Source organism: Delftia acidovorans SPH-1, assembly GCF_000018665.1.
Taxonomy (GTDB): Bacteria; Pseudomonadota; Gammaproteobacteria; order Burkholderiales; family Burkholderiaceae_C; genus Comamonas; species Comamonas acidovorans.
The window spans coordinates 974,905-999,324 of sequence record NC_010002.1 but is presented as its reverse complement, the minus strand read 5'-3'; the positions used below and the strand labels follow the sequence as shown (position 1 = coordinate 999,324).

Here is a 24,420-nt window from a genome sequence, read left to right as displayed (position 1 = left end):
TTCCCGCCAGTACACGCCAGCCCGACAATACCGGGGCTTGGCCCATAGGCAAGGCACCCCGCGCGAGCGGGGTGCCGTTTTTTTGGGCATTCTCTCGGCTTCGCGGAAATGGTCCCGCCCTATCGGCCCTGATGTCCTGTCATCAGGGCCGTCTTGCAATATGCGCTTTTCTTTCAATGACTTGAAGCTGCCCGACGCTGTGCTCGCAGCCTGGCAAAGGCTGCTGGCCAGCCGCATCGGCCAGCGCGTGGCGGCCCTGCCCTGGTGGCACCGCTGGCCCACGCGGCGCGAATGGCTGCTGTTCGCCGCCGCGCTGCCGCTGCTGTTCGCGCTGTATGTGCTGGCCCTGATCCCGTTCACGCCCGGCATCCGCGACATACGCAAGGCCAAGCTGGAGCAGCCCGCCCAGATCATGAGCGCGGATGGCAAGCCGCTCGCGCAGTTCAAGCGCAGCAACCGGCAATGGGTGAAGCTCGACGAGATGTCGCCCTCGGTGATCAAGGCGCTGATCGCCACGGAGGACCACCGCTTCTACGAGCACCACGGCATGGACTGGCGGCGCACGCTGGGCTCGGTGGTGCACACGCTGCGCGGCGATCCGCAGGGCGGCTCCACCCTCACCCAGCAACTCGCACGCAACCTGTACCCGACCGAGATCGGCCGCGCGCCCACGCTCAACCGCAAGCTCAAGGAGGCGATCACGGCCTTCAAGATCGAGGCGCTCTACACCAAGGACGAGATCCTCGAGACCTATCTGAACACCGTGCCCTTCCTCTACAACGCCTTCGGCATAGAGATGGCGGCGCGCACCTATTTCGACAAACCGGCCGCGCGGCTGACGGTGCTGGAAAGCGCCACGCTGGTGGGCATGCTCAAGGGCACGAGCTACTACAACCCCGTGCTCAACCCCGACCGCGCGCTGTACCGCCGCAACACGGTGCTGTCGCAAATGGTCAAGCGCGGCGTGCTGCAGGAGGCCGAGTTCGCCCAGCTCAAGAAGCGCCCCATGCGCATCAACTTCGAGCGCCAGGAAGAGCCCCTGGGCATGGCCCCCCACTTCGCGCAGCAACTGCGCAAATGGCTGATCGACTGGGCCGACCGCAACGACTACAACATCTACACCGACGGCTTGGTGGTGCACACCACCATCGACTCGCGCCTGCAGAACTGGGCCAACCAGGCCGTGGCGCGCCAGACGCGCACGCTGCAAGGCGTGGCCAATGGCGCCTGGAGCCAGCGCGACGGCTGGAATGCCGCCAACCCGCTGGTGCAACAACTGGTGCGAGAGACCCCCGCCTGGCGTGCCGCGCGCAAACGCGCGGACGGCCAAGGCAAGGACAAGGCAACGGACAAGGACAGCGAGGAAGACACCCTCAAGGCCCTGCTGGCCGACAAGGCCTTCATGAAGCAGCTGCGCGAGGACAAGACCCGCGTGCAGGCAGGCTTTGTGGCGCTGAACCCGGCCACCTCCGAAGTGCTGGCCTGGGTGGGCAGCCGCGACTTCACGCAGGACGCCTACGACCACGTGCAGCAGGCACGGCGACAGCCCGGATCCACCTTCAAGCCCTTTGTCTATGGCGCCGCGCTGCAGCAGGGCGCCACCCCCGACGACAGGCGCGTGGACGGCCCCGTGGAAATCAAGCTGCCCGGCGGCGAAGTCTGGCGCCCCACCGACGCCACGCCACCCACGGGCCGCGAGATGACGCTGCGCGACGCCCTGGCCTACTCCAAGAACACCATCACCGCCGAAGTCATGCAGTCCGTGGGGCCCGCCCGCGTGGCACGCCTGGCGCGCGCCCTGGGTGTGCGCCAGAGCCCGCTGGACGAAGTACCCGCCCTGGCCCTGGGCAGCAGCCCGGTGTCACTGCTGGAAATGGTCAACGCCTATGCCAGCCTGGCCCACGGCGGCCGCTGGCTGCCCCCCATGATGGTCACGCGCATCGAGGACGCCGACGGCAAGGTCATTGCCGAATTCAGCCCGCCCAAGCCCGAGCGCGCGCTGGACGAAGACCACGCCTACGCCCTGGTGGACATGCTGCGCTCCGTGGTGGACAAAGGCACGGCCGTGGCCGTGCGCCAGCGCTACGGCATCCACGCCGACGTGGCCGGCAAGACCGGCACCACCCAGGGCAATGCCGACGGCTGGTTCATCCTCATGCACCCGGAAATCGTCACCGGCGCCTGGGCCGGCTTCAACGACCCGCGCATCACCCTGCGCAGCGACCGCTGGGGCCAGGGCTCGCGCAGCGCCCTGCCCATGGTGGGAGACTTCATGTCCCGCGCCCTGCGCAGCCCCGTCATCGACGCCAAGGCCCGCTTCGAGCCGCCCGAACAAAGCCACTGGTGGTCCGACATGGTCGGCCGCCTGCGCGAACGCATGCAGGGCTGGTGGCCTGACCAGCCGCCGCCCGCCCAGCCCGACCAACCCGCCACCCCGGAGCCGACTCCGGCCCCTGAACCCGCACCCGAGCCCACGGAGCCACCCGGCCCGGGCCTGTCGCCCGGCGAGGAAATCATAGAAAGCACTCCCGCCCTGCCCGCCCCCAGCATCCCCCTCACCCAGGGCACGCTGGGCCCCACGGACCAGCGCGCAGTGCAGGAAGCCACCCCCGCCACGCCCGCCCTGCCCGGCGGCGAAGACGCCCCCGCAGGCACCGGCGTGGTGATCACGCCGATCCAGCCCTGACCCGGCTGGCTGTTGGCTGTTGGCTGTTGGCTGTTGGCTGTTGGCTGTTGGCTGTTGGCTGTTGGCTGTTGGCTGTTGGCTGTTGGCTGTTGGCTGTCCTTCAGCCTCCCCCTTCTGCCCACGCCTGCGTTGGGCGGGATGCGGGGTGGCAGCCTTGCCGAAGGACAGGGCTGCTTCGTTGTCTAGCTTGCCGCAGTTGTTTGAACGGATTGCGCCGCAGGCGCAAGGAGTGAGTTCTGCGGCACACCCCGCATCCCGCCCAACGCAGGTCGCCCGTAGCGAAGCGAAGGGTCGTGGGCAGTTCGGGGTGTACGTGTCAAGGACATGGGTAACAACTCAGCTCACAGACATGGGTAACACTTCAAGCTCACATAGTCCTTCTGGGGTCCTCGCACATCCTCTTCGTTGAAGCAGCCCAGTCGCACCGGCCCCAGATACACATCCCACTGGCCAGCGGCCACCTCCTGCATCCCGATCCACTGCCCCGCCAGCAGGTAGCCGATGTAGACCCGCAGCGCTCGCCAGTAAATCAGGCCGTTGTGGCTGACTCGAACTCGTTCCCAATGCTTCGGGTACTGCAGCTCGGGTAGCTTTGAGGGGTATGGCCTGGTCGAGTCGCTGTAATGCTGGGCCGGCATGCTTTGCTGCAAGGCCTCATGCGGGCGCTGCTGGTTGTAGTGCTCCACAAAGGCATCGAGCTGCATCTGCAATGCCGCTTTGTCCGCCGCAGGCTCTTTGCCCAGGGCATGCTTGAGCGTGCGGTGCATCCGCTCGTGGCGACCGTTTTGCTGTGGCTTGCCCCTCTCGATGCGCTCCGGCCTGATGCCCAGCCTTATCCACCATATCGCCAGGCGTGACAGGCCCGCCACGCCAGTAGTCGCGAATGGCGGACCGTTGTCACTGCGTATGCGCTCGGGCAGTCCGTATTGCCGAAACACCTGTTCGAAGCTGCGTTTGGCATCCTCGTAGTTGGGGCTGTCGTAGACGTGCACGGCCAGCAAATAGCGGCTGGCGTGGTCCATGATGGTCAATGGATAGCACCAGTGACCATCGGCTGTCTTGAACTGGCCTTTGTAGTCTGCACTCCACACCCCATTGGGCTGCTTGCTCGTTCGCAAGGGCTGGGCCGTAGGCACCGAGCGTCTGCGTACACGCCTGCTGCAAACAAGCCCCTCAGCCTTCAGCACGTTGTAGATGGTGGTTTTGCTGGGTGTCTCCTGTGGGCCCCAGCGCTGCAGGAGCAAAGCGTGCAGCTTCTTGGGCCCCATCTGTGACCTTTGCTGCGTGCGCAGCTCAATGATGGCCCGGCGCTGTGCATAGCTGATCGCCTGATTGTTCCCGTGGGGCCTGCGACTGCGTTCTTGCAATCCATCCATGCCCAGTTGGCGGTAACGCTCAACCCACTTGTAGGCCGTCTTGCGGCTGATGCCGTAGCGCCTGCACAGCTCGCTCAGCGGCGCACCACCGCGCAGGTGGTCGGCTATGAAGAGCAGTTTCTCGTCCATGGGTGCGCACTCCTTCCAGGGCATGGTGATCGCTCCTTGGCTGCTGTTGGCTCCAGCTGCCAAGCTTGGATCTGTTACCCATGTCCTTGTACTGATGTGTCACCTATGAGTGTGAGTCGTACCGGGGCGCGCTTCTTTGCTTCCTTTCTTATCGCGCGATAAGAAAGGGAGTCGGCCGCCGGGCCGAAACCCGGCTCCTGCCCGCCGCAAAGGCAAGGAGCAAAAATCAGTCCAGAAGATCAGCCCAGATCAGGCAAGAAACCAAGTCACCGCGAAGTCCGCGTATGACTCACATTGGCATCCACAGTCCCAAACACCGTCACCCCACTGCCACTGGACGCCTGGCTCCCCGCCACATCCCCAGGCACCCCGCCCGCGCAACCAGCCAGCCCCACACTCAGGGCCACCAGCACCATCGCGGCCAGCCCACGCATGCCGTACTTCATCGCAATCTCCTTCATCTCCGGCGCAACCGACCGGCACAGCCCATGTTAGCCGCGCCAACCCGCCGCCCCGTGAGCGAAGGTAATCACCCTTCCAGATAAAGCGCAGCCAGCCGCTCGCGTGCAGCGCTGTCGATGCCCAGCGCATCCCGCAGATACCCCTCCATCCCTCCGAAGTCGGCCCGCACCATGTCGGTGGCCGCCGCCAGGTAGGACGCCTGCACGCGCCACAGCACATCCATCACCTCGGCCGGCATGGGAGCGAAGGTGGTGGCGGGGCGCTGGTAGAGCTGGTTGGTCAGCAGGTAGTCCTGCATCACGGTGTCCTCGTCCACGCCCAGCGCGGTGAGCAGCAGGGCGGCGGCCCAGCCCGTGCGGTCCTTGCCGGCCGTGCAGTGGAACACCAGCGGGTCCTGGCTGTCCAGCAGCAGTTGGAACAGCTGTGCAAAGCGTGGCGCGTAGTCGTGCACGAAGCTGCGGTAGGTGTCCTGCATCAGCTCCTCGGCATGGGCGGCCGTGAGGTCGTTGCCTGCAGCGATCAGGGCGCTGGCGCGCTGCACCACGGTGGGCTCGACGATGAGCGCATGGCGGGCAATGCCCGGCCATTCGTAGGCCAGGTGGGCGCTTTCCATCTTGCCCCGGAAGTCCGCGCTGCGCGCGAGCTTCAGGCCATGCAGCACGTCCAGGTCCGCCGCGCTGAGGCCGGCCAGGTGGTCAGCACGGAACAGCGTGCGCCAGCGCACGCGCCGGCCATCCAGGCCCGCGTAGCCACCGAGGTCTCGGAAGTTGGAGGCGCCGTCCAGGCGGATGGAGCGCGAGGGCGCCGGGGAGGAAGCAGCGGCGGCAGCCGCTGCCGGGGTGAGCATTTCGGTATCCATGCCCGCTAGATTAGCCCAAGCATGTGTTGCCCCCATGTCAGGCCGGCGACCCGCTGGTGTAGAGCTCAAACACTGCCCTCAAAACTGGCGCGCCCCAAAGCCAGGGACACCGAGGAAGGGCAGCCCCGCACCGAGGGTGTCGTCCCCCTCCCTCGCGGAGCGAGTAAAGAGGGGGAAGGCGCGTAAGCGCCTCAGGGGGTGAGATGTTTCCCCACGATGCCGGCCAGCTCGAACATGTTCACGCTGTCCTTGCCGAAGACGGGCCGCAGCTTGTCATCGGCGCGGATGACGCGCTTGTCCTTGGGGTCCTGCAGGTTCTGGGCCTTGACGTATTCCCACAGCTTCTTGACCACTTCGGTACGCGCCACCGTGCCTTCGCCGATGACGGCGGCCAGGGCCGCGCTGGGCTGCAGCGTGCCGGCAGCCGGCTTGCGCGCGGTCTTGGTGGCGGTCTTGGTGGCCGTCTTTGCCGTGGTCTTGGCCGCGGCTTTCTTGGCAGGCGCCTTCTTGGCCGGCGCGCTCTTGGCGGCCGCCGTCTTGCGCGGCGGGTACTTGCTGTCGCGCTGCTCGAACTCGAAGTTGACCTTGCCGGCCGCGCCATCCCAGACCAGGAAGGCCTTGAAGCTGCGGCGCGTGCGGTTGGAGACGAACTTGTCCAGCAGGTCGGTCTTGCCGGTCTGCAGCAGCTTTTGCATCTGCTCGCGCTCTATGGGCTGCTGCAGGATGATCTGGCCGCTCTTGAAGTCGCAGCTGGGCGTGGCCTGGGCCAGCGTGGGCACGGCCTTGGCGCAGACGTAGTTGCTGCCGTGTTCGAAGACCGGCGCGCCGCACTTGGGGCAGGGCCCCAGCGATTGCTGGCTGGCAAAGTCCACCAGCTCGCCCGTGTCTTCGGAGGCGGCATCGTCGCCAAAGTCGAACTCGAGCTTGTAGTTGCCGCCTTCCTCATCGTGCACGATGGTGACCTCGGCCACGAAGGGCCAGCCTGCCTTGGAGCGAAAGCCGTCCAGCGGACCCAGGCGGCGGTCGCGCAGCAGTTGCTCGGCCTCGGCCGTCTCGAAGGTGCGGCCTGCAGGCGACTTGGTGAACGAGAAGCCGCAGCCCGCGCCCTGTCCGTCGCTGCCCGTGCAGCCGTAGCGGCGGTAGTTCTCCTTGACCACGCCGCCGCAGTTGGGGCAAGGCGTGGACAGGGTGGCGTAGTCGCCGGGCACGGTGTCGCGGTCGTATTCCTTGGCCTTCTTGACCAGCTTTTCCGTCATGGCCTGGATCTGCTGCATGAAGGCATCGCGCGAGAGCTGGCCCTTTTCCATCTGCGCCAGCTTGTACTCCCATTCGCCGGTGAGGTCGGCGCGCGAGAGTTCTTCCACGCCCAGGCCGCGCAGCAAGGTCATGAGCTGGAAGGCCTTGGCCGTGGGAATCAGCTCGCGGCCTTCGCGCAGCATGTACTTTTCGGTCAGCAGGCCTTCGATGATGGCCGCGCGCGTGGCAGGCGTGCCCAGGCCCTTTTCCTGCATGGCCTCGCGCAGCTCGTCGTCCTCGACCTGCTTGCCGGCGCTTTCCATGGCGCCCAGCAGCGTGGCTTCGGAGTAGCGCGCGGGCGGCTTGGTCTTGAGGCCCTTGGGATCGACCTGGCCGGCGCGCGGCTGCTCGCCGGGCTGCACCGCGACCAGGGGCTGGCCCTTGTCGCCGTCCTTGCCGCCTTCCACCTCGTTGGCGGCCTCCTTGCCGTAGATGGCCAGCCAACCGGGCTTGACCAGGATCTTGCCCTCGGTCTTGAAGCTGTGCTGCTCGACCTTGCTGATGCGCGTGGTCACCTGGTGCTCGGCGCTGGGGAAGAACACGGCCATGAAGCGGCGCACGACGAGGTCATAGAGCTTTTGCTCGGCCTCGGACAGGCCGCTGGGCGCCTGCGTGGTCGGGATGATGGCAAAGTGATCCGACACCTTGCTGTTGTCGAAGATACGCTTAGTCGGGCGCACGTAGTTCTCGTCCAGCGCCTGCTGGGCAAAGGGCGCCAGGTGGCGCATGCCGCTGCCGGCCAGCATGGCGAAGGTCTGGTGCGCCACGGGCACGTAGTCCTCGGGCAGGGCACGCGAGTCGGTACGCGGGTAGGTCAGGGCCTTGTGGCGCTCGTACAGGCTTTGCGCCAGCGACAGCGTGGTCTTGGCCGAGAAGCCGAACTTGCCGTTGGCCTCGCGCTGCAGGCTGGTCAGGTCGAACAGCAGCGGGCTGGCCTGGGACGTAGGCTTGGACTCCTCGGTGACCTGGGCTGGCTTGCCGCGCACGGCGTCGGCAATGGCCTGGGCGTCGCGCTGGTTCCAGATGCGGTCGGCGCGGGCTTCCGCATCCTCGCTCTTCTTCCATTGCGTGTCGAACCACTTGCCCAGGTACTGGCCGGCCTGCGCATCGAAGGCGGCATGCACTTCCCAGTAGTCGCGGCTCACGAACTTGCGGATCTTTTCCTCGCGCTCCACCACCAGGGACAGCGTGGGCGTCTGCACGCGGCCCACGGTGGTCAGGAAGAAGCCGCCATCGCGCGAATTGAAGGCCGTCATGGCGCGCGTGCCGTTGATGCCCACCAGCCAGTCGGCCTCGGAGCGGCTGCGCGCGGCGCTGGCCAGGCCCAGCATCTGCGCGTCGCTGCGCAGGTTCTGGAAGCCGTCGCGGATGGCCTGCGGCGTCATGGACTGCAGCCACAGGCGTTTGACCGGCTTGCCCAGGCCCTTGCCATCGGGCTTGGCGCCTGCGGCGTACTGCTCGATCAGGCGGAAGATCAGCTCACCCTCGCGGCCCGCGTCGCAGGCGTTGATGAGTTCGGTGACATCCTTGCGCTTGGCCAGCTTGACCACGGCATTGAGCCGGCTCTTGGTCTTGTCCACGGGCTTGAGGTCGAAATACGGCGGAATCACCGGCAGATTGGCAAAACTCCATTTGCCGCGCTTGACGTCGAATTCCTCGGGCGCCTGGATTTCCACCAGGTGGCCCACGGCGCTGGTCACGACGTAGTGCTCGCTCTCGAAGTATTCATCGTGCTTGTCGAATTTGCCCGCCACCGGAGTCAACGCGCGGACGATGTCCTGCGCGACCGAAGGCTTCTCAGCAATCACCAGGGTCTTTGTCATTGTGTGTACTCGTCATTCCCCGCAGGAGCTGCATGTCGCATGCCTGCGCTTCTACAATCCATGGCTCACGCGTGTACGTACGTGTACGCGCACGCGCATGTGTGCCTATTCAAGTTATCAGAGAAAACATGCCCCGCACAGCTTTGGCCCCTTCCGGCGGCCGCCGTATCCAGACCCGCCGCTCGGGTGTCCATGGCAAGGGCGTCTTCGCCGTGCAGGATCTTGCCGAAGGCGAGGTCCTTGTCGAGTACGTAGGGGAAATCGTCAGCTGGCAGGAAGCCCAGGACCGGCATCCGCACGACCCCAGCCAGCCCAACCATACCTTCTACTTCCACGTGGACGAAGACCGCGTGATCGACGCCAACTACGGCGGCAACTCCTCGCGCTGGATCAACCACAGCTGCGCACCCAACTGCTACACCGACGAGCGCGATGGCCGCATCTTCATCGTCGCACTGCGCAACATCGCTGCCGGCGAGGAGCTGAGCTACGACTACGGCCTGATCATTGACGAACCCTACACCAGGAAGCTGAAGGCCGAGTATCCATGCTGGTGCGGCGCAGCCACCTGCCGCGGCACGCTGCTGGCACCCAAGCGCGGCTGGCGCCCGCCCATGCCCGGCGATGCATTGCCGGCCAGCGCAAAGCCGGCATCGGAACAATCTGAAAAGACAAAGCGGGCCAAAAAGCAGCAGGTCAAAGCGGAAAAGCCTTTGGAAAAGCATTTGGAAAAGGCCCCCCAAAAGCCAAAGAAAAAATCCCGCAAATCCTCCACAAAGGCCGGCGCATGATGGCATCGTCCCCCATTCACTGGCCTGCGGAATCGCTGTGGCAGGCCATCGAGCCGCAACTGCCGGGCTTTTCCGTGGAAATCGTGCCCAGCATCGGCTCGACCAATACCGAGCTGATGGCGCGTGCCCGCGATGGCCGCAACGAACCCGTGCTGCTGGTGACCGAAGTGCAGACCGCCGGCCGGGGCCGGCTGGGCCGCCAGTGGACCAGCGGCGTGGGCGATTCGCTGACCTTCTCGCTGGGCATGCCACTGGCGCCTGCCGACTGGTCCGGCCTGTCGCTGGCCGTGGGGCTGAGCGTGGCGCAAAGCCTGCAGCCGCAATTGCCCGCCCCGGGCTCGCAGCGCCCGCGCATCGGCCTCAAATGGCCCAACGACCTGTGGATCGACGGCGACCGCAAGCTCGGCGGCATCCTGATCGAGACGGCCAGCTTTGTCGGCAGCGCCGCACATGAGCCCGGCACGCCGCGCTACGTGGTCGTGGGCATCGGCCTGAATGTGCGCCCCCGCCCCGGCGACGGCATGCGCACGCCCCCGGCCAGCCTGCTGGAGCTGGACGAACGCCTGGACGCACCCACCGCCCTGGCCTGCGTGCTGCCGGGCCTGGTCTCCGACATCCAGACCTTTGCAGCCCAGGGCTTTGCGCCGCTGGTGGAGCGCTTTGCCCAGCGCGACCTGCTGCGTGGCCGCGCCGTCAATCTCAGCGATGGCGAAAGCGGCACGGCCGAGGGCGTGGGCCCCGATGGCGCGCTGCTGGTGCGCACGGCGCGCGGCCTGCAGGCCATCACCAGCTCGGAAATCAGCGTGCGCCCGGCTGCTGTAGGCTAGGGCGGGTGACTCATCACTAGGGCCAAGAAACGACATGCTGCGAATCGCCTTCCTGCTGCTGGTGCTGGCCAATGCCGGCTACTACCTCTGGAACCACGGCCAGCTCCAGGCCCTGGGCCTGGCACCGCCTTCCCAGACCGAGCCCGAGCGGCTGGGCCAGCAGGTGCGCCCGGAGGCGCTGAGCCTGCTGAGTGTGGACAACGCGCCGCCCCCTTCCTCGGCCACCCCGGCCACGGCTCCTGCATCCCCTGCGGCACCCGCTACGCCCGCAGCACCCGCGGCTCCTGCAAGTGGCGAGGAACCCGCCGCACCGGCTCGCCCCGAGAAAGCCGCGGGCCAGCCCACCAGCTGCCTGGTGGCCACGGGCATCGAAGACCGCCATGCCGAGGCGCTGCGCCGCGGCCTCATCGCCCAGGTCGCCAGCGACCAGTGGGACCTGAGCAGCACGCACCAGCCGGGCCGCTGGATGGTCTACATGGGCAAATTCCCCGATGCCGAGTTCCTGGAGCGCAAGCGCTCGGAACTGCGTGCACGCAAGATCGACTTCGACCGCGCAGGCGGCGCACTGGAGCCCGGCCTGTCGCTGGGCCGCTTCTCCTCCGAGGAAGCGGCCACGCGCGAGCTGACCAACGTTGCGCGCCAGGGCGTGCGCACGGCCCGCGTGGTGCAGGAGCGCCCCGACATCACCCTCTACACGCTGCGCCTGCCCCAGGCCACGCCCGCGCTGCGCAGCCAGGTCGAGTCCATGGGCGGCAAGGCCTTCGAGGGCAAGCCGTTCAGGCCCTGCTGAGCCCCGCCAGGGCACGATGAAAAAAGGCCCGCGATCCTGTGATCGCGGGCCTTTTGCATTTCACTCGCAGGGGCTTCAGAGCGTACGCGGATCGGTGGCCATCAGCTGCTCCACCAGCACCTTCAGGTCGGTGGTCAGGCGCAGGTAGCCGGCCTGGTCGAGATCCAGGGTCTGCTCGTTCATGTAGAGCTTGCGGTTGATCTCGATCTGGATGCTGTGGCGGTGCTCGGCGGGCTTGCCGTAGCGGCGCACCAGCTCCACGCCCTTGTAGGGATGGTTGTAGTCCACGCTGTAGCCGCGCTTGCGCAGGAAGGCGCAGATGCGCTCGGACAGCGCCGGGCTGGCCGTGCTGCCGTCGCGGTCGCCGATGACGAAGTCGGCATGGACCAGGCCCGGGTGCAGCGTGGCGTGGCTGGCTGCGACGGAAGGCATGGAGTGGCAGTTGATATGGATGCTGTAGCCATGGCGCGCATGGGCGCCGTCGATGGCACGCTCCACGGCGGTGTGGTAGGGCTTCCAGCAGCGCTCGATGCGCTGCAGCAGTTCAGCGGCGGGCAGTTGGCGGTCATAGATGGGCACGCCCTCATCGGTGAACTTCCAGATCAGGCCCTTGCCCAGGCGCACCTTCTGCAGCACGACCTGGTCGGTGGTGACGGGCAGCGGCCACTCGCCCTCGATCATGGTGGTGTCGATCTCGGTGGTGTCGCGGTTGGCATCCAGGTAGATGCGCGGGAAATGCGCCTCCACCCAGCTCACGCCCAGGCCCGGCGCAAAGGCGTAGATCTTCTCCACATGCGTGTCCTCGGCCTGGCGCAGCGTGGCCAGCGGCAGGCAGGAGCCGAAGTCCGCCGGGTAGACCGTGCCGCTGTGCGGCGAGTCCAGCACCACGGCACTGGCGCCGGCAACGCTGGTGACCATGGGCGGCGCGGCATCGGCCGCGCCGGAGCCTGCCGCGCCGGGCAGGGATTGCAGGAAGTTCTGACTGATCAGTCGCAGGACGGGATGCATGAGATGTGTCTACTCGGTTGTGCAGACGCCACTCGCCGGGCGCACTCCATGAACAGGGCGCAGCCTCATATCAGGCACGCCCAGCAAGGGCCGTCCCGCAGCGAGGGCGTGGTCCCCCTCCCGCGAAGCGAGAGAGGGGGAAGGCGCGAAGCGCCTCAGGGGGAGCCTTAATCCAGCTGGATCTGGGCCGTGGCGGCAATCTTCTTCATCTTGGCGACTTCGCTGGCGATCTGCTTGGTGAAAGCGTCGCTGCTGGTGCCGGAGATGTACAGGCCCTGGGCCGCCATGCGCTTTTGCACGGCCGGGTCCTTGAGCGCGGCCGCGATGGCCTTTTGCACGCGGGCGATCTGCTCGGGCGGCGTGCTCTTGGGGGCCACCAGGCCGAACCAGGAGGGATCGTTCAGGTCGGCATGGCCGGCTTCGGCGTAGGTCTGCACGTCGGGCAGCACGTCCAGGCGCTCATGCCAGGACACGGCCAGGGCCTTGACCTTGCCGCCCTTGATGTGGGGCAGCGAGGAAGCCACCTGGTCGAAGTACACGGGAACCTGGCCGCCGAGCACGTCGTTGATGGCCGGGCCTGCACCGCGGTAGGGAATGTGCTGCATCTCGGTGCCCGTGCTCTTCATGAACTGGGCGCCCCACATGTGGCCGATGGTGCCGTTGCCGGGTGTTGCGAAGCTGACCTTGCCGGGGTTGGCCTTCAGGTACTTCACGAACTCGGCGAAGTTGTTGGCGGGCACCAGCTTGGGGTTGATCACGATCACGCCAGGCGCCTTGACGATCTCGGTCACGCCGACGAAATCGTTGATGGCGTCGTAGGGCAGCTTCTTGAACACGGCGGGGTTCACGCCGTGCGTGGACAGCGTGGCGATGCCGAAGGTCACGCCGTCGGTGGCACGCGCCACTTCGGCCATGCCGATGGAGCCGCCAGCGCCGGCCTTGTTCTCGATCACCACGGCCTGGCCGCCCAGCAGCTTGGGCAGCACGTCCTGCATGTTGCGCGGGACCATGTCGGTGGAGCCACCAGCAGGGAACGGAACGACGATGCGCAGGGGACGGGAGGTGTCCTGGGCGAAGGACATTCCAGGAACGACAGAAGAAGCGGCGATGGAAGCAAGGAAATGACGTCGTTGCATAGGATCTTTCTTACAAACAAGTTCAGATTAAAAGAAATCTGCTCACAAAAAAAGCAAATACTGTGCCTGTTAATATTCCAAACAGGAATACTTTCATCATATCCCTGTCATGAGTTTGCGCCGCCTCAACCCGCCCACGCATCTGCTGCGCGCTTTCTCCACCGTGGTGCGCTTCGGGGGCGTCTCGCGCGCGGCCGAAGCCTTGCACCTGACGCAAAGCGCAGTCAGCAAGCAGATCCAGGAGCTGGAGAAATGGGTGGGCGTGCCGCTGTTCGAACGCGAGCGCAAGCGCTTGAGGCTGACGCCCGCGGGCGAGCGCTATGAGCGCGCAGTGCGCGCCCTGCTGGGCCAGCTGGAGGCAGCCACCCTCGAACTCATCACCAGCGATGACAGCCGAGGCGCGCTGCACCTGTCATCGCTGCCGACTTTCGCGGCCAAGTGGCTGATCCCCAGGCTGCCCCAGTTTCAGCAGCGCTATCCACAGATCACGCTGCACTTTGTACCCTACGTACACAGCTACCAATTTGACAGTCCGGGGCTGGACTGCGCAATTTTGTTTGGCGACGGGCACTGGAATGGCGCGCATGCCCACTATCTGGTGGGCCGCCAGGTGGCGCTGATCGCACCGCCGCGCGGCGCGGGCCCCGAGGCGCGCATCACCACCCCCCAGGACGTGGCGCGCTGCACCCGGCTGCGCCATGTGACCATTCCCGATGCCTGGGCGCGCTGGAGCGAGGCCCATGGCGTCAACGGCATCAGCCCCCTCGCGGGCCCGCAGTTCGACCAGTTCCAGACCATCATCCGCGCCGTCATGGCCGGCATGGGCATCGCCCTGGTGCCGCGCTGCCTGGTGCACGACGAGATCGCGGCCGGCCTGGTGAACGAGCCCCTGCCCCAGCACGGCTACCAGAGCGCCCTGGGATACTGGCTGTGCTACCCGGCCGACCGTGCCAACCACGGCACCCTGGGCATCTTCCGCAACTGGCTGGTGGACCATGCCGCGCAGACGCCGGGACGGATCGCGGTGGCGCCTGTGGCTCCCGGGGAATCTGCGGCAGCCGGGGAAGCCCCGCCACCTACGCCGCAGGCTTGGGCGACGGCGGCGAGCGCAGCGCCTTGAAGCGCACGCTGAAACGCGCACCCGGCGGCTGCTGGCCAGGATGCGCATCTTCCAGCACCACCTGGGCGCCATGCTGGCGCGCGATCTCCAGCACGATGGGCAGGCCCAGGCCCGAGCCATCGGCCTCCGAGCCCAGCACGCGGTAGAACGGCTGGAACACCAGCTCGCGCTCGGCCTCGGGCACGCCGGGCCCCGAATCCTCCACCTGCAGCAACAAAACCTGGCCGAAGGGATCGGCCAGCACGCGCACCGTGACCATGCCGGGCCGGCTGCTGCTGGAAGGCGTGTAGTTGATGGCGTTGTCCACGAGGTTGCGCACCAGCTCCGTCAGCAGCGTGGCATTGCCCTGCAGCCAGACGCCGGTGGCCGATGACTCGGCGCCGTCGTATCCCAGGTCCACATGCTTGTCCATGGCGCGCGGCAGGCAGTCGCGCACCACGTCGGTGACGATGCGCACCAAGTTGCAGGGCTGCATGGCCAGGCCGCGGCCCACGCCGGCGCTCTCGGCGCGCGCCAGCGCCAGCAACTGGTTCACCGTGTGCGTGGCGCGGATGCTGGAGCGCGCGATCTGGGCCAGTGACTGCCGCAACTCCTCCGTGCTCACGCCCTCGCGCTGGGCCAGTTCGGCCTGCATGCGCAGCCCGGCCAGCGGTGTCTTGAGCTGGTGGGCCGCGTCGGCCAGAAAGCGCTTTTGCGTGGCCAGCGAATCACCGAGCCGGCCCAGCAGGTCGTTGACGGAGTCCACCAGCGGCACGACTTCCAGCGGCACGTCCTTGTGGTTGATGGGCGAGAGGTCCTCGGGCCGGCGCGCGCGGATGCGCTCCTCCAGCCGGTGCAGCGGCTTGATGCCGCGCGCCAGCGCCAGCCACACCAGCAAGGCGGCCAGGGGCAGGATGACGAACTGCGGCAGCATCACGCCCTTGATGATTTCCGTGGCCAGCACGCTGCGCTTTTCGCGCGTCTCGGCCACCTGGACCAGGGCCTGGGGCTCGTCGGGCAGGGGCATGCGCACCCAGACATGGGCCACGCGCAGGTCAATGCCGCGAAACTCCGCATCGCGCAGCTGCACGGCCCCGCCGGTCGGCGCAACGCCGGGCGACAGATCGCCGGATGGCGGATCGTCGGACTCGGGCGGCAGCGGCAGATCGCGCTCGCCGGCCAGGTACTCGCCCTTGACGCCCAGCACCTGGAAATACACGGTGTCCGACTCGTCGGCGCGCAGGATCTCGCTGGCCGATTGCGGCAGGTTGAACAGCACCTTGCCCTGCTGCACCATCACCAGCTGCGCCAGCGCCTGGGCGTTGTACTCCAGCGCGCGATCGAACGGCTTGTTGGCCAGGCCCTGGGCCACCAGCCAGGTCAGCGCCAGGCTCACGGGCCACAGCAGCAGCAGCGGCGTGAGCATCCAGTCAAGGATCTCGCCGAACAGTGAGCGCTGTTCACGCTGGAAGATTTTCATCGGCGGGCAGCCCTCACGACGGGTTCACGGCCCCGTGGCATCCGCCACTATGCGCAGGCAAGCCAACCCGGGCCTGACAGCCAGGGCAGCGGCCTCAGGAAGCGATCTTCTCAAGGCAGTAGCCCAGGCCGCGCACGGTGGCGATGCGGATGGGGCCGCGCTCTATCTTCTTGCGCAGGCGGTGGATATAGACCTCGATGGCATTGTTGCTGACCTCGTCGCCCCATTCGCACAGGCGCTCGACCAACTGGTCCTTGCTGACCAGCCGGCCCGCACGCTGCAGCAGCACTTCCAGCAGGCCCAGCTCGCGCGCCGACAGCTCGACCATCTTGCCGTCGATGGTGGCCACGCGGCCGGCCTGGTCGTAGACCAGGGGGCCGTGCTTGATGGTGCTGCTGGCGCCACCCATGCCGCGCCGCGTGAGCGCGCGCACACGCGCCTCCAGCTCGGACAGCGCAAACGGCTTGGCCATGTAGTCGTCGGCGCCGTAGTCCAGCCCCTGCACGCGCTCTTCCACGCTGTCGGCCGCCGTGAGGATGAGCACCGGCAGCGCATCGCCCCGGCCGCGCAGCTTCTTGAGCACTTCGAGCCCGTGCATCTTGGGCAGGCCCAGGTCCAGGATGAGCAGGTCGAACTCGCTGCTGGTCATCAGCGCGGTATCGGCCTCGCTGCCGTTGGCCACATGACTGACCACGGCGCCCGAGCCGCGCAGGCTGCGCAGCAGACCATCGGCCAGGACCTGGTCGTCTTCGGCAATCAGAATGCGCATGGGGTTGTCTCCTGAAATACAGACGCGCTCTGGATGTTGGAAATGCGCGCCTTTGATTCCCAGGATTCTAGGATGCGCCCCGCCCCACGGGCAGGGACCTTACCCGAGTGAGCCGCCGCCCGCATAGGCCTCCAGCCCCAGCGCCACCACGGTGGCGATGTCGTCGCCGACTTCCTCGCGGAACTCGGCCTCGGCCTGGGACACGGCGTCATGGAAAGCTTGCAGCCAAGCCAGGCCCGCAGGCGTGAAGCGGATTCGGCGTGCGCGCGCATCGCGCTCGTCGCTTTCGCGCGTGACCAGGCCCCAGGCCTCGCACTGGGCCACCAGGTCGCCCATGGACTGCTTGGTCATGCCAGCGCGCTCGGCCAGGTCGGTGAGCCTGTCGCCAGCCAGCGACAGATGCCGCGTGATGTGGATGTGGGCCGCACCCACCTTGTCGCGCGCCGCAAGATTGGACAGCGCCAGCGGCACCTCCACATCGCGCGCCATGAGCTGCAGCACACGCGCGTCGAACCGCCGCATGGCATGGCCGAGCAGGCGGCCCAGGTGGGTCTGGCGCCAGGCATCGGCGGGCGGCGTGACGGGGGAAAACTCACTCATGGATGCATTGTGGAGGCAAATCCAACAAGTCAGGAAAACTGACTAAAAACACCAACAAAACAAACCAACAAGCCCATAAACTACTGTTCAAGCATCCAGCCTGAATGCAAATACAGAGCTGAAACCCCAGCCAACCCAGGAGTCCGCATGAACACCGCCGTCACCACCGCCAACAGTGAAAAAGCCAAGGCCCTGCAGGCCGCACTCGCCCAGATCGAAAAGCAGTTCGGCAAGGGCACGATCATGCGCCTGGGTGAAGGCGAAGCCATCCAGGACATCCAGGTCGTCTCCACCGGCTCGCTGGGCCTGGACATCGCCCTGGGCGTGGGCGGCCTGCCCCGTGGCCGCGTGATCGAGATCTACGGCCCTGAATCCTCGGGCAAGACCACGCTGACGCTGCAGGTCATCGCCGAAATGCAAAAGCAGGGCGGCACCTGCGCCTTCATCGACGCCGAGCACGCACTGGACACCAGCTACGCCCAGAAGCTGGGCGTGAACCTCAACGAAGTGCTGATCAGCCAGCCCGATACCGGCGAGCAGGCCCTGGAAATCGTGGACAGCCTGGTGCGCTCGGGCGCCGTGGACATGATCGTCGTGGACTCGGTGGCCGCCCTCACACCCCGGGCCGAAATCGAAGGCGAGATGGGCGACCAGCTGCCCGGCCTGCAGGCCCGCCTGATGAGCCAGGCGCTGCGCAAGCTGACAGCCACCATCAAGAAGACCAACTGCATGGTCATCTTCATCAACCAGATCCGCATGAAGATCGGCGTGATGTTCGGCAGCCCCGAAACCACCACGGGCGGCAATGCGCTGAAGTTCTACGCCTCGGTCCGCCTGGACATCCGCCGCACCGGCACCATCAAGAAGGGCGACGAGGCCATCGGCAACGAGACCAAGGTCAAGGTCGTCAAGAACAAGGTCTCGCCTCCGTTCAAGACCGCCGAGTTCGACATCCTCTTCGGCGAGGGCATCTCGCGCGAAGGTGAAATCCTGGACATGGGCGTCAACGCCAAGATCCTCGACAAGTCGGGCGCCTGGTATGCCTACAACGGCGAGAAGATCGGCCAGGGCCGCGACAACGCCCGCGAATTCCTGCGCGAGAACAGCGGCCTGGCCGTGGAGATCGAGAACAAGGTGCGCGACAGCCTGGGCATCGCCCTGCTGCCCACGGCCGGTGGCGATGCCCCCGAAGCCAAGGCCGCCAAGGCGGGCAAGGCCAAGGCCGACAAGGACGGCGTGATCGAAGCCTGAGCGGCCTGACCCCTCACTGCAGGCGCTGCCGCGCCTGCACACACTGTGTTTGCCATCTTGGCGCAGGCTCACGTCTGCGCCTTTTTTATCGCCGGGACGCCCCAAGGCAAAAAAGCGGCCCCCTTGGGGGGCAGCGGACCTTGCGCAGCAAGGGGAGCGTGGGGGCCTTTTTTATTCGGGACGATTCAGGAGACATTGCCGCATGGGATTCGCCAAGCTGTCGCTCAAGGGCCGGGCGCTCAAGCTGCTGGGCCAGCGCGAACATTCACGGCTGGAGCTGGAACGCAAGCTCGCCCCCCATGTGGAGGAAGGCGAAGACCTGGGCGCCATGCTCGACGCGCTGGAGCAGCGCGGCTTCATCAGTGCCCAGCGCGTGGCCGAGTCCGTGCTGCACCAAAAGGCCGCACGCTTTGGCACGGCACGCGTGGTGCAGGAGTTGCGCAACAAGGGACTGGACGACGGCCTGGTGCGCGCCGCCGCAGAGCAACTGCGTGCCACCGAACTGCAGCGCGCCCTTGCCGTATGGCGCCAGCGCTTCGGCTCACCACCGACCACACCGCAGGAACGACTCAAGCAGATGCGCTTTCTGGCTGCGCGCGGTTTTGGTGGAGAAATTGCGAGCAAGGTGCTGCGGGGGCGCAGCGAAGACTGGGACGCAGGAGCAGAGGACGAAGGCTAGTCTGCGCGCCGGGTCGCACCCCAGCACACCAGCGACCCCACGGTCACCAGCACCACGCCCTGCCAGAAGCCCCAGCCTGGCTGCACCTGCAGCCAGGCACTGGCCAGCAGCGCCGAGAATACGGGCGTGAAGTACGACGCTGCAGCCATCACGGCCAAGTGCCCGTGCTGTATGCCGTGCTCCCAGCAGCTGTAGCCCAGGGCGGTGAGCCCGCCCACGGCCAGCAATTGAAGCACCACGGTGCCCGACCACTGCATGCCGCCTTCACCGCCCAGCCACAGCCATTTGATCCACAACGCCAGCGCGGTCCATATCAGGAAAAGGCCCACGGCATTGTGGCCACCGCCCCAGCGCCGCGCAGCCAGCGAATAGCAGGGCCACAGCAGGGCCGCGCCAAAAGCCAGTCCATACGCCAGCGGGTTGGACAGCATGTGGTCCGCCATGCCCCGCAGTTGCAGGGAGTCGCCGCCCAGCACGCGCGTCAGCCCCCACAGGCACAGCAGCACGCCGGGCCACAGCCACCAGCGCGCATGCTGCTGGCGCAGCAGCACGGCCAAAACGATGGTCAGGCTGGGCCACAGGTAATTGATCAGCCCCAGCTCCAGTGCCTGGGCGCGGTCCTGCGCCAGGCCAATCGCCAGCGACAGGCAGATCTCGTAGACCGCAAACAGCAGGCCGCAGCCCCAGAAGTAGGCCGGATGCATGGCCCGCCACTGCGAGGGCCTGGGCAGGCCGCGCACGGCGGCCACGCACAGGGCGCTGACCGTGTAGAGCATGGCGGCGCCGCCCACGGCGCCCAGCGGCTCGGCCACCGAGCGCATCAGGCCCACGGTGCAGCTCCAGCACACCACGGCCAGCAGTCCGATGGCGGTGGCCCGGCCGGCGGCCACGGGGGAGTTGTTCTGCAGGGAAGACACGTCGATGGCTGCGCGCGGCAGCTCAGTGCGGCTGCAGCAACTGGCGCAGCGAGTGGTACAGCGCATCCGAGCCATGCGCGGTGTTGTCCGCATCGAACGAGAACTCGTTGCTGGACTGCGTGCCCGTCGCATCCTCGGGCCGGGCTTCCATGAAGAAGGACAGGAAGCGCGCACCCTGGCGGCGGTGCATGGTCAGCACTTTCTCCAGCCGCTGCGGCGACAGGGCCACCAGCGGATGGAACTCCGTCACGCCATAGGCCGTGTGGCCATAGCGGCGCAGCATCTGGCCGACCAGCGGGCCGTAGGTATCTTCGCCGTACAGGCTGACACCCAGGGACAGCCCCGGCATGCGCTGCAGGCTGCGCTCCACGGCATAGCGGTTGGCATCCCAGCTCGGATTCGCATGGGGGTTGAGCTGGTGGGCAAAGCGAGGAACCCGGCCCAGGCAGCCGTGGCCGATGTGCTCGGAAAAGCCCTGGATGTAGTCGGCCACCTGCTGCTCGCGGAAATCGTTCCAGTCCGTGACCAGCGGGTTGTAGAACAGCGCCAGCCGGTCCTGCGGGCTGTCCACCCAGAATTCCACGCCGTCCGGCAGCTTGCCGAAGTCGGGCAAGGCCTCGGCGGCATGGGGCCTGGGCTCGCCCTGGTTGCGGTCCATCACGGCGATCTGGCGCGTGGCCAGCAGGCCCAGGCTGCGTCCACCGGTCTGCAGCACCACGTCGATGCGGTGCAGGCCCTCGCCCAGCGCCGGATAGCGGATGTCGGCACGCCAGCCCACATCGGGCGTGAGGAACCCGGGCTTGGCCTGTGCCACGTCCTGACGGTGCATGTGCACGGGGGCATGCGAGTAAGGGCGCCCGTCCACGAAGACGGCCACGGCCAGCTGCTTTTGCAGCTTCGCATCGGGCGAGTGGACCCAGCCGGACACGGGCACGGTGCCGGCTGCATAGCTGTCGATGTGCTGGAAGAAGTTCTGCAGCGGCTCGCTGCGGATGTTGCGCGACGGCGGCTCGACCGCGTCGAAGCTGGCAAAGCCGGACTTCAGGTGGGCATTGAGCCGCGCGATGTCGCCATAGCGCTGGCGCAGGAATGCATGGAAACCCGCCACGGAGGCCGGACTGTAGTCGGTGACCGCATAGCCTTCGGCCGCGAACCCCATGCCGGCCTCGAACCCCGGGAACAGCTGGTGCGTCTCGCCCAACACGGTGAGGGCGCGCAGCTGGTGCATGGCGGCATCGCCTGCGGCGCACATGCGCTCGGCCAGGGCATCGACGACCAGTTTGCGCACGCGCGTGACTTCGTTGTCCTGCCGCGCGACCGACCACGGGAAGATGCGCGCGCCCAGATAGCTGTCCAGCGGCAGCGGCCCCTTGGGTGTCCACGCAAGATTGGCGGGATCGGCGGCCAGGCGCTCCTCGGCCTTGGAATGCACCTCGAAATGCGTGGCGAACAGATACAGCACCACGGGCCGGTGCGCCTGCGCCACCGTGCGCACCACGCGGTCCAGCGCCTCGCCCCGGACTTCCCAGGCCTGGCCATTCCACTGCACATAGCGCAGCAGCGGCACGCTGAGCGTATAGCCCAGGTCCAGTTCGCCCTGGGGCCGGCCCAGGCGCTGCAGCGTGGCTTTCACCATTTCTGCGGCCGAGCCCTGCGGACCCAGGCAACTGGCGGGTATCTGCTGAAATTCCTTGGGGAAGTCCTCGCGCAGCCCGTCCTGCACCAGACAGGCCTCCATATTGCCCAGCAGCGGACTCAGCAGCAGGCGCGATGAAGACGGCAATGCAGGCCGCAGCTTCCAGGCAAATACAACGACCAGCAGGCACAGCACGGCCAGGGCCAGGACATGGCCCCAGACCGGACTGCGCCGGCTAGGCAGGGACGCGGACGGTGGCGTGGCCGGGCTCACAGGCCCAGCATGATCTGCAGGTTCTGCACGGCGGCGCCGCTGGCGCCCTTGCCCAGGTTGTCCAGACGGGCGATCAGCACGGCCTGGCGGTACTGCTCATTGGCGAACACGCGCAGCTCCAGCTTGTTGGTGTCCGTCAGCGTGTCGGCGGCCAGCTTCATGTCCTCGGTCGGCGGCAGCACCGACACCCATTGCTCCGGCGTGTTGGTGGCCGCGTAGTGGGAGGCCAGCGCATCGTGCAGGTCGGCCGCCTTGGGCGCGCCCGGCAGCAGGTCCAGATGCAGCGGCAACTGCACCAGCATGCCCTGGCGGAAATTGCCCACGGCGGGAATGAACACCGGGCGGCGCGTCAGGCCGGTGTATTGCAGGATCTCGGGAATGTGCTTGTGCGTCAGGCCCAGCGCGTAGGCCTCGTAAGGCGCGGCCGTGCCGGCCTCATAGGCTTCGATCATGCTGCGGCCGCCGCCCGAATAGCCGGACACCGAGGGCAGGCTCAGGCCGTGGTCGGCAGGGATGAGGCCCGCGGCAACCAGCGGGTGCAGCAGCGCGATGGCTCCCGTCGCATAGCAGCCGGGGTTGGACACGCGCTTGGCAGTCCTGACCGCCTCAAGCTGGCCGGCACGCAGCTCCGGAAAGCCATACACCCAGTCGGGCGCCACACGGTGGGCCGTGGATGCATCGATGATCTTGATGGTGCGGCCGGTCTCGGCCTCGATGGAATCGACCATGGCCACGGTCTCGCGCGCGGCATCGTCATGCAGGCACAGGATGACCAAGTCCACGCCGGCGATCAGCGCACGCTTGGCGGCAGGATCCTTTCGCAGCTCGGGGGCAATGCTGACCAGCTCCACGCCGGACAGATCGACCAGACGCTCACGGATCTGCAGCCCTGTCGTGCCTGCTTCGCCATCGATAAAGACTTTTGCCATCGCTGTATTTCTCCTGCTGCGCGGCCCTCCTGGAGCCGCTGCGGCACCATTGCCGCGTTCCAGCTGCGGATTCTCACCGAAACCGGGTCCCCCTGCGCCCGTTGTCGCAAAACGGTTGGCGGTGGCGATCAAGGGCGCGCTGACATGCGCCTGTTACAAACAGCGGGCAGCGCCGTCTGCAGATCCTCTATAAGACAAAAGAGCTGTGGCGCCTGAAAGAAATGTCGGGAAACCGTCTTTTCCCTGACATATCAATGCATTGCACACTTCCTGGCATGCTGCTTGGCCCGCAGGAAATTGTGGATTCTGCGCATGGGGGCGTGTCGGATGGCGCAGTGCAGCATGGTACATTCGGCGATTGCCAGGTCACTCCGCCTTGAGGCAGCACCCCAGGGCTACCGGGTCAATCCCCCCCTATTTGTTTGAGAGAGACATCATGAAGATTCATGAATACCAAGGCAAGGACATCTTGCGTCAGTTTGGTGTGCCTGTACCTCGCGGTATCCCTGCGTTCACAGTGCAAGAGGCCGTCGAGGCCGCCCAGAAGCTCGGCGGCCCCGTGTGGGTCGTGAAGGCCCAGATCCACGCTGGTGGTCGCGGCAAGGGCGGCGGCGTGAAGGTTGCCAAGAGCATTGACGACGTCAAGGCACTGGCTGGCCAGATCCTGGGCATGCAGCTGGTCACGCACCAGACCGGCCCCGAAGGCCAGAAGGTCCGCCGCCTGTACATCGAAGACGGCGCCGACATCCAGAAGGAATACTACCTGTCGTGCGTGACCGATCGCGGCACGCAGAAGGTGGCCTTCATCGCTTCCAGCGAAGGCGGCATGGACATCGAGGAAGTGGCCCACTCCACTCCCGAGAAGATCATCACCATCTTCGTTGACCCCCTGGTCGGCCTGACCCAGGCCCAGGGCGAAGAACTGGCCAAGGGCATCGGCATGCCTGCCGACTCCACCGCCCAGTTCATCGACATCTGCCAGAAGCTCTACAAGTGCTACATGGACACGGATGCCTCGCTGGTCGAGATCAACCCGCTGAACCGTGACAGCAAGGGCAACGTGGTTGCCCTGGACGCGAAGTTCAACTTCGACGCCAACGCCCTGTTCCGCCTGCCCGAAATCGTGGCACTGCGCGACCTGGACGAAGAAGATCCCGCTGAAGTCGAAGCCTCCAAGTTCGATCTGGCCTACATCTCGCTGGACGGCAACATCGGCTGCCTGGTCAACGGTGCAGGTCTGGCCATGGCCACCATGGACACCATCAAGCTGTTCGGCGGCGAGCCGGCCAACTTCCTGGACGTGGGCGGCGGTGCCACCCCCGAGAAGGTCACCGAAGCCTTCAAGATCATGCTCAAGAACCCCAAGGTCGAAGGCATTCTGGTCAACATCTTCGGCGGCATCATGAAGTGCGACACCATCGCCACCGGCGTGATCACTGCCTGCAAGGCCGTGAACCTGCAAGTGCCCCTGGTCGTGCGCATGAAGGGCACGAACGAAGAACTGGGCAAGAAGATGCTGGCCGAGTCCGGCCTGCCCATCATCAGCGCCGACACGATGGCCGAAGCGGCCACCAAGATCGTCGAAGCCGTCAAGTAAGCAGGCC

19 protein-coding genes are annotated in these 24,420 nt (G+C 66.5%); 8 read left to right on the top strand and 11 right to left on the bottom strand.

The window, feature by feature from the left end; all coding sequences use genetic code 11:
- The first annotated feature begins 160 nt into the window (after window positions 1–160).
- Window positions 161–2,686 (top strand): penicillin-binding protein 1A, encoded by a 2,526-nt coding sequence (locus DACI_RS04525; protein WP_012202819.1) that lies wholly within the window; start codon window positions 161–163, stop codon window positions 2,684–2,686.
- A 341-nt stretch (window positions 2,687–3,027) separates the two neighbouring features.
- Here DACI_RS04525 and DACI_RS04520 read toward each other — a convergent pair whose 3' ends face one another.
- The 3 genes from DACI_RS04520 to DACI_RS04505 all read right to left on the bottom strand — a co-directional run bounded on the left by DACI_RS04520 (window position 3,028) and on the right by DACI_RS04505 (window position 8,631).
- Window positions 3,028–4,215: an IS481 family transposase gene (locus DACI_RS04520; protein WP_012202818.1), complete on the bottom strand. Its 1,188-nt coding sequence runs from the start codon at window positions 4,213–4,215 to the stop codon at window positions 3,028–3,030.
- A 505-nt stretch (window positions 4,216–4,720) separates the two neighbouring features.
- A complete protein-coding gene (locus DACI_RS04510) occupies window positions 4,721–5,500 on the bottom strand; it encodes a tyrosine-protein phosphatase (protein ID WP_043780624.1) in 780 nt (259 codons plus the stop codon).
- A gap of 203 nt (window positions 5,501–5,703) precedes the next feature.
- The gene (locus DACI_RS04505; protein WP_012202816.1) at window positions 5,704–8,631 is read right to left on the bottom strand and encodes a DNA topoisomerase III; all 2,928 of its coding nucleotides are present in this window, start codon (window positions 8,629–8,631) and stop codon (window positions 5,704–5,706) included.
- A gap of 128 nt (window positions 8,632–8,759) precedes the next feature.
- Between DACI_RS04505 and DACI_RS04500 the strand changes: the two genes are divergently transcribed.
- The 3 genes from DACI_RS04500 to DACI_RS04490 are packed head-to-tail and all read left to right on the top strand — an operon-like array spanning window position 8,760 to window position 11,039.
- A complete protein-coding gene (locus DACI_RS04500; protein WP_043780622.1) occupies window positions 8,760–9,422 on the top strand; it encodes an SET domain-containing protein in 663 nt (220 codons plus the stop codon).
- A complete protein-coding gene (locus tag DACI_RS04495; RefSeq protein WP_012202814.1) occupies window positions 9,419–10,249 on the top strand; it encodes a biotin--[acetyl-CoA-carboxylase] ligase in 831 nt (276 codons plus the stop codon). Before DACI_RS04500 ends, DACI_RS04495 begins: the two co-directional genes overlap by 4 nt.
- Before the next feature lie 34 nt (window positions 10,250–10,283).
- Entirely contained in the window at window positions 10,284–11,039 is a 756-nt protein-coding gene (locus DACI_RS04490) for a hypothetical protein (protein WP_012202813.1), read from the top strand.
- Window positions 11,040–11,114: 75 nt separating this feature from the next.
- On the opposite strand, the gene DACI_RS04485 is transcribed toward DACI_RS04490, so the two are convergent.
- Both DACI_RS04485 and DACI_RS04480 read right to left on the bottom strand, forming a co-directional pair.
- Window positions 11,115–12,047 carry an N-formylglutamate amidohydrolase gene (locus tag DACI_RS04485; protein ID WP_012202812.1) on the bottom strand — a complete coding sequence of 311 codons (933 nt, stop codon included), beginning with the start codon at window positions 12,045–12,047 and terminating at the stop codon, window positions 11,115–11,117.
- Between the two features lie 167 nt (window positions 12,048–12,214).
- Entirely contained in the window at window positions 12,215–13,183 is a 969-nt protein-coding gene (locus DACI_RS04480; RefSeq protein ID WP_012202811.1) for a Bug family tripartite tricarboxylate transporter substrate binding protein, read from the bottom strand.
- Window positions 13,184–13,292: 109 nt separating this feature from the next.
- On the opposite strand from DACI_RS04480, the gene DACI_RS04475 reads away from it, so the two are divergent.
- Complete coding sequence (locus DACI_RS04475; protein ID WP_012202810.1) at window positions 13,293–14,303, top strand: LysR substrate-binding domain-containing protein; 1,011 nt, start codon at window positions 13,293–13,295, stop codon at window positions 14,301–14,303.
- On the opposite strand, the gene DACI_RS04470 is transcribed toward DACI_RS04475, so the two are convergent.
- The 3 genes from DACI_RS04470 to DACI_RS04460 all read right to left on the bottom strand — a co-directional run bounded on the left by DACI_RS04470 (window position 14,260) and on the right by DACI_RS04460 (window position 17,131).
- Window positions 14,260–15,762 carry a sensor histidine kinase gene (locus tag DACI_RS04470; protein WP_012202809.1) on the bottom strand — a complete coding sequence of 501 codons (1,503 nt, stop codon included), beginning with the start codon at window positions 15,760–15,762 and terminating at the stop codon, window positions 14,260–14,262. The genes DACI_RS04475 and DACI_RS04470 overlap by 44 nt on opposite strands.
- Window positions 15,763–15,856: 94 nt before the next feature.
- Window positions 15,857–16,531, bottom strand: coding sequence for a response regulator (locus DACI_RS04465; protein WP_012202808.1), 675 nt, complete (start codon window positions 16,529–16,531; stop codon window positions 15,857–15,859).
- A 99-nt stretch (window positions 16,532–16,630) separates the two neighbouring features.
- Window positions 16,631–17,131, bottom strand: a complete 501-nt coding sequence (locus DACI_RS04460; RefSeq protein WP_012202807.1) for a MarR family winged helix-turn-helix transcriptional regulator — start codon at window positions 17,129–17,131, stop codon at window positions 16,631–16,633.
- Between the two features lie 147 nt (window positions 17,132–17,278).
- Here DACI_RS04460 and recA point away from each other — a divergent pair, with 147 nt between their 5' ends.
- Both recA and recX read left to right on the top strand, forming a co-directional pair.
- Window positions 17,279–18,382 carry a recombinase RecA gene (gene recA, locus DACI_RS04455; RefSeq protein ID WP_012202806.1) on the top strand — a complete coding sequence of 368 codons (1,104 nt, stop codon included), beginning with the start codon at window positions 17,279–17,281 and terminating at the stop codon, window positions 18,380–18,382.
- A 202-nt stretch (window positions 18,383–18,584) separates the two neighbouring features.
- Window positions 18,585–19,061: a recombination regulator RecX gene (recX, locus tag DACI_RS04450; protein WP_012202805.1), complete on the top strand. Its 477-nt coding sequence runs from the start codon at window positions 18,585–18,587 to the stop codon at window positions 19,059–19,061.
- On the opposite strand, the gene yddG is transcribed toward recX, so the two are convergent.
- From yddG to argC, 3 genes are read right to left on the bottom strand one after another with little or no spacing between them, the layout of a single operon-like run.
- A complete protein-coding gene (yddG, locus tag DACI_RS04445) occupies window positions 19,058–19,978 on the bottom strand; it encodes an aromatic amino acid DMT transporter YddG (RefSeq protein ID WP_012202804.1) in 921 nt (306 codons plus the stop codon). The two genes, recX and yddG, sit on opposite strands and share 4 nt — an antisense overlap.
- A 22-nt stretch (window positions 19,979–20,000) precedes the next feature.
- Entirely contained in the window at window positions 20,001–21,887 is a 1,887-nt protein-coding gene (locus tag DACI_RS04440; RefSeq protein ID WP_012202803.1) for a hypothetical protein, read from the bottom strand.
- On the bottom strand, window positions 21,884–22,816 hold the full coding sequence (gene argC, locus DACI_RS04435; protein ID WP_012202802.1) for an N-acetyl-gamma-glutamyl-phosphate reductase: 933 nt from the start codon (window positions 22,814–22,816) through the stop codon (window positions 21,884–21,886). The genes DACI_RS04440 and argC overlap by 4 nt, the downstream gene beginning before the upstream one ends.
- A gap of 436 nt (window positions 22,817–23,252) precedes the next feature.
- Between argC and sucC the strand changes: the two genes are divergently transcribed.
- Window positions 23,253–24,413, top strand: coding sequence for an ADP-forming succinate--CoA ligase subunit beta (gene sucC, locus DACI_RS04430; RefSeq protein WP_012202801.1), 1,161 nt, complete (start codon window positions 23,253–23,255; stop codon window positions 24,411–24,413).
- Window positions 24,414–24,420 lie beyond the last annotated feature (7 nt).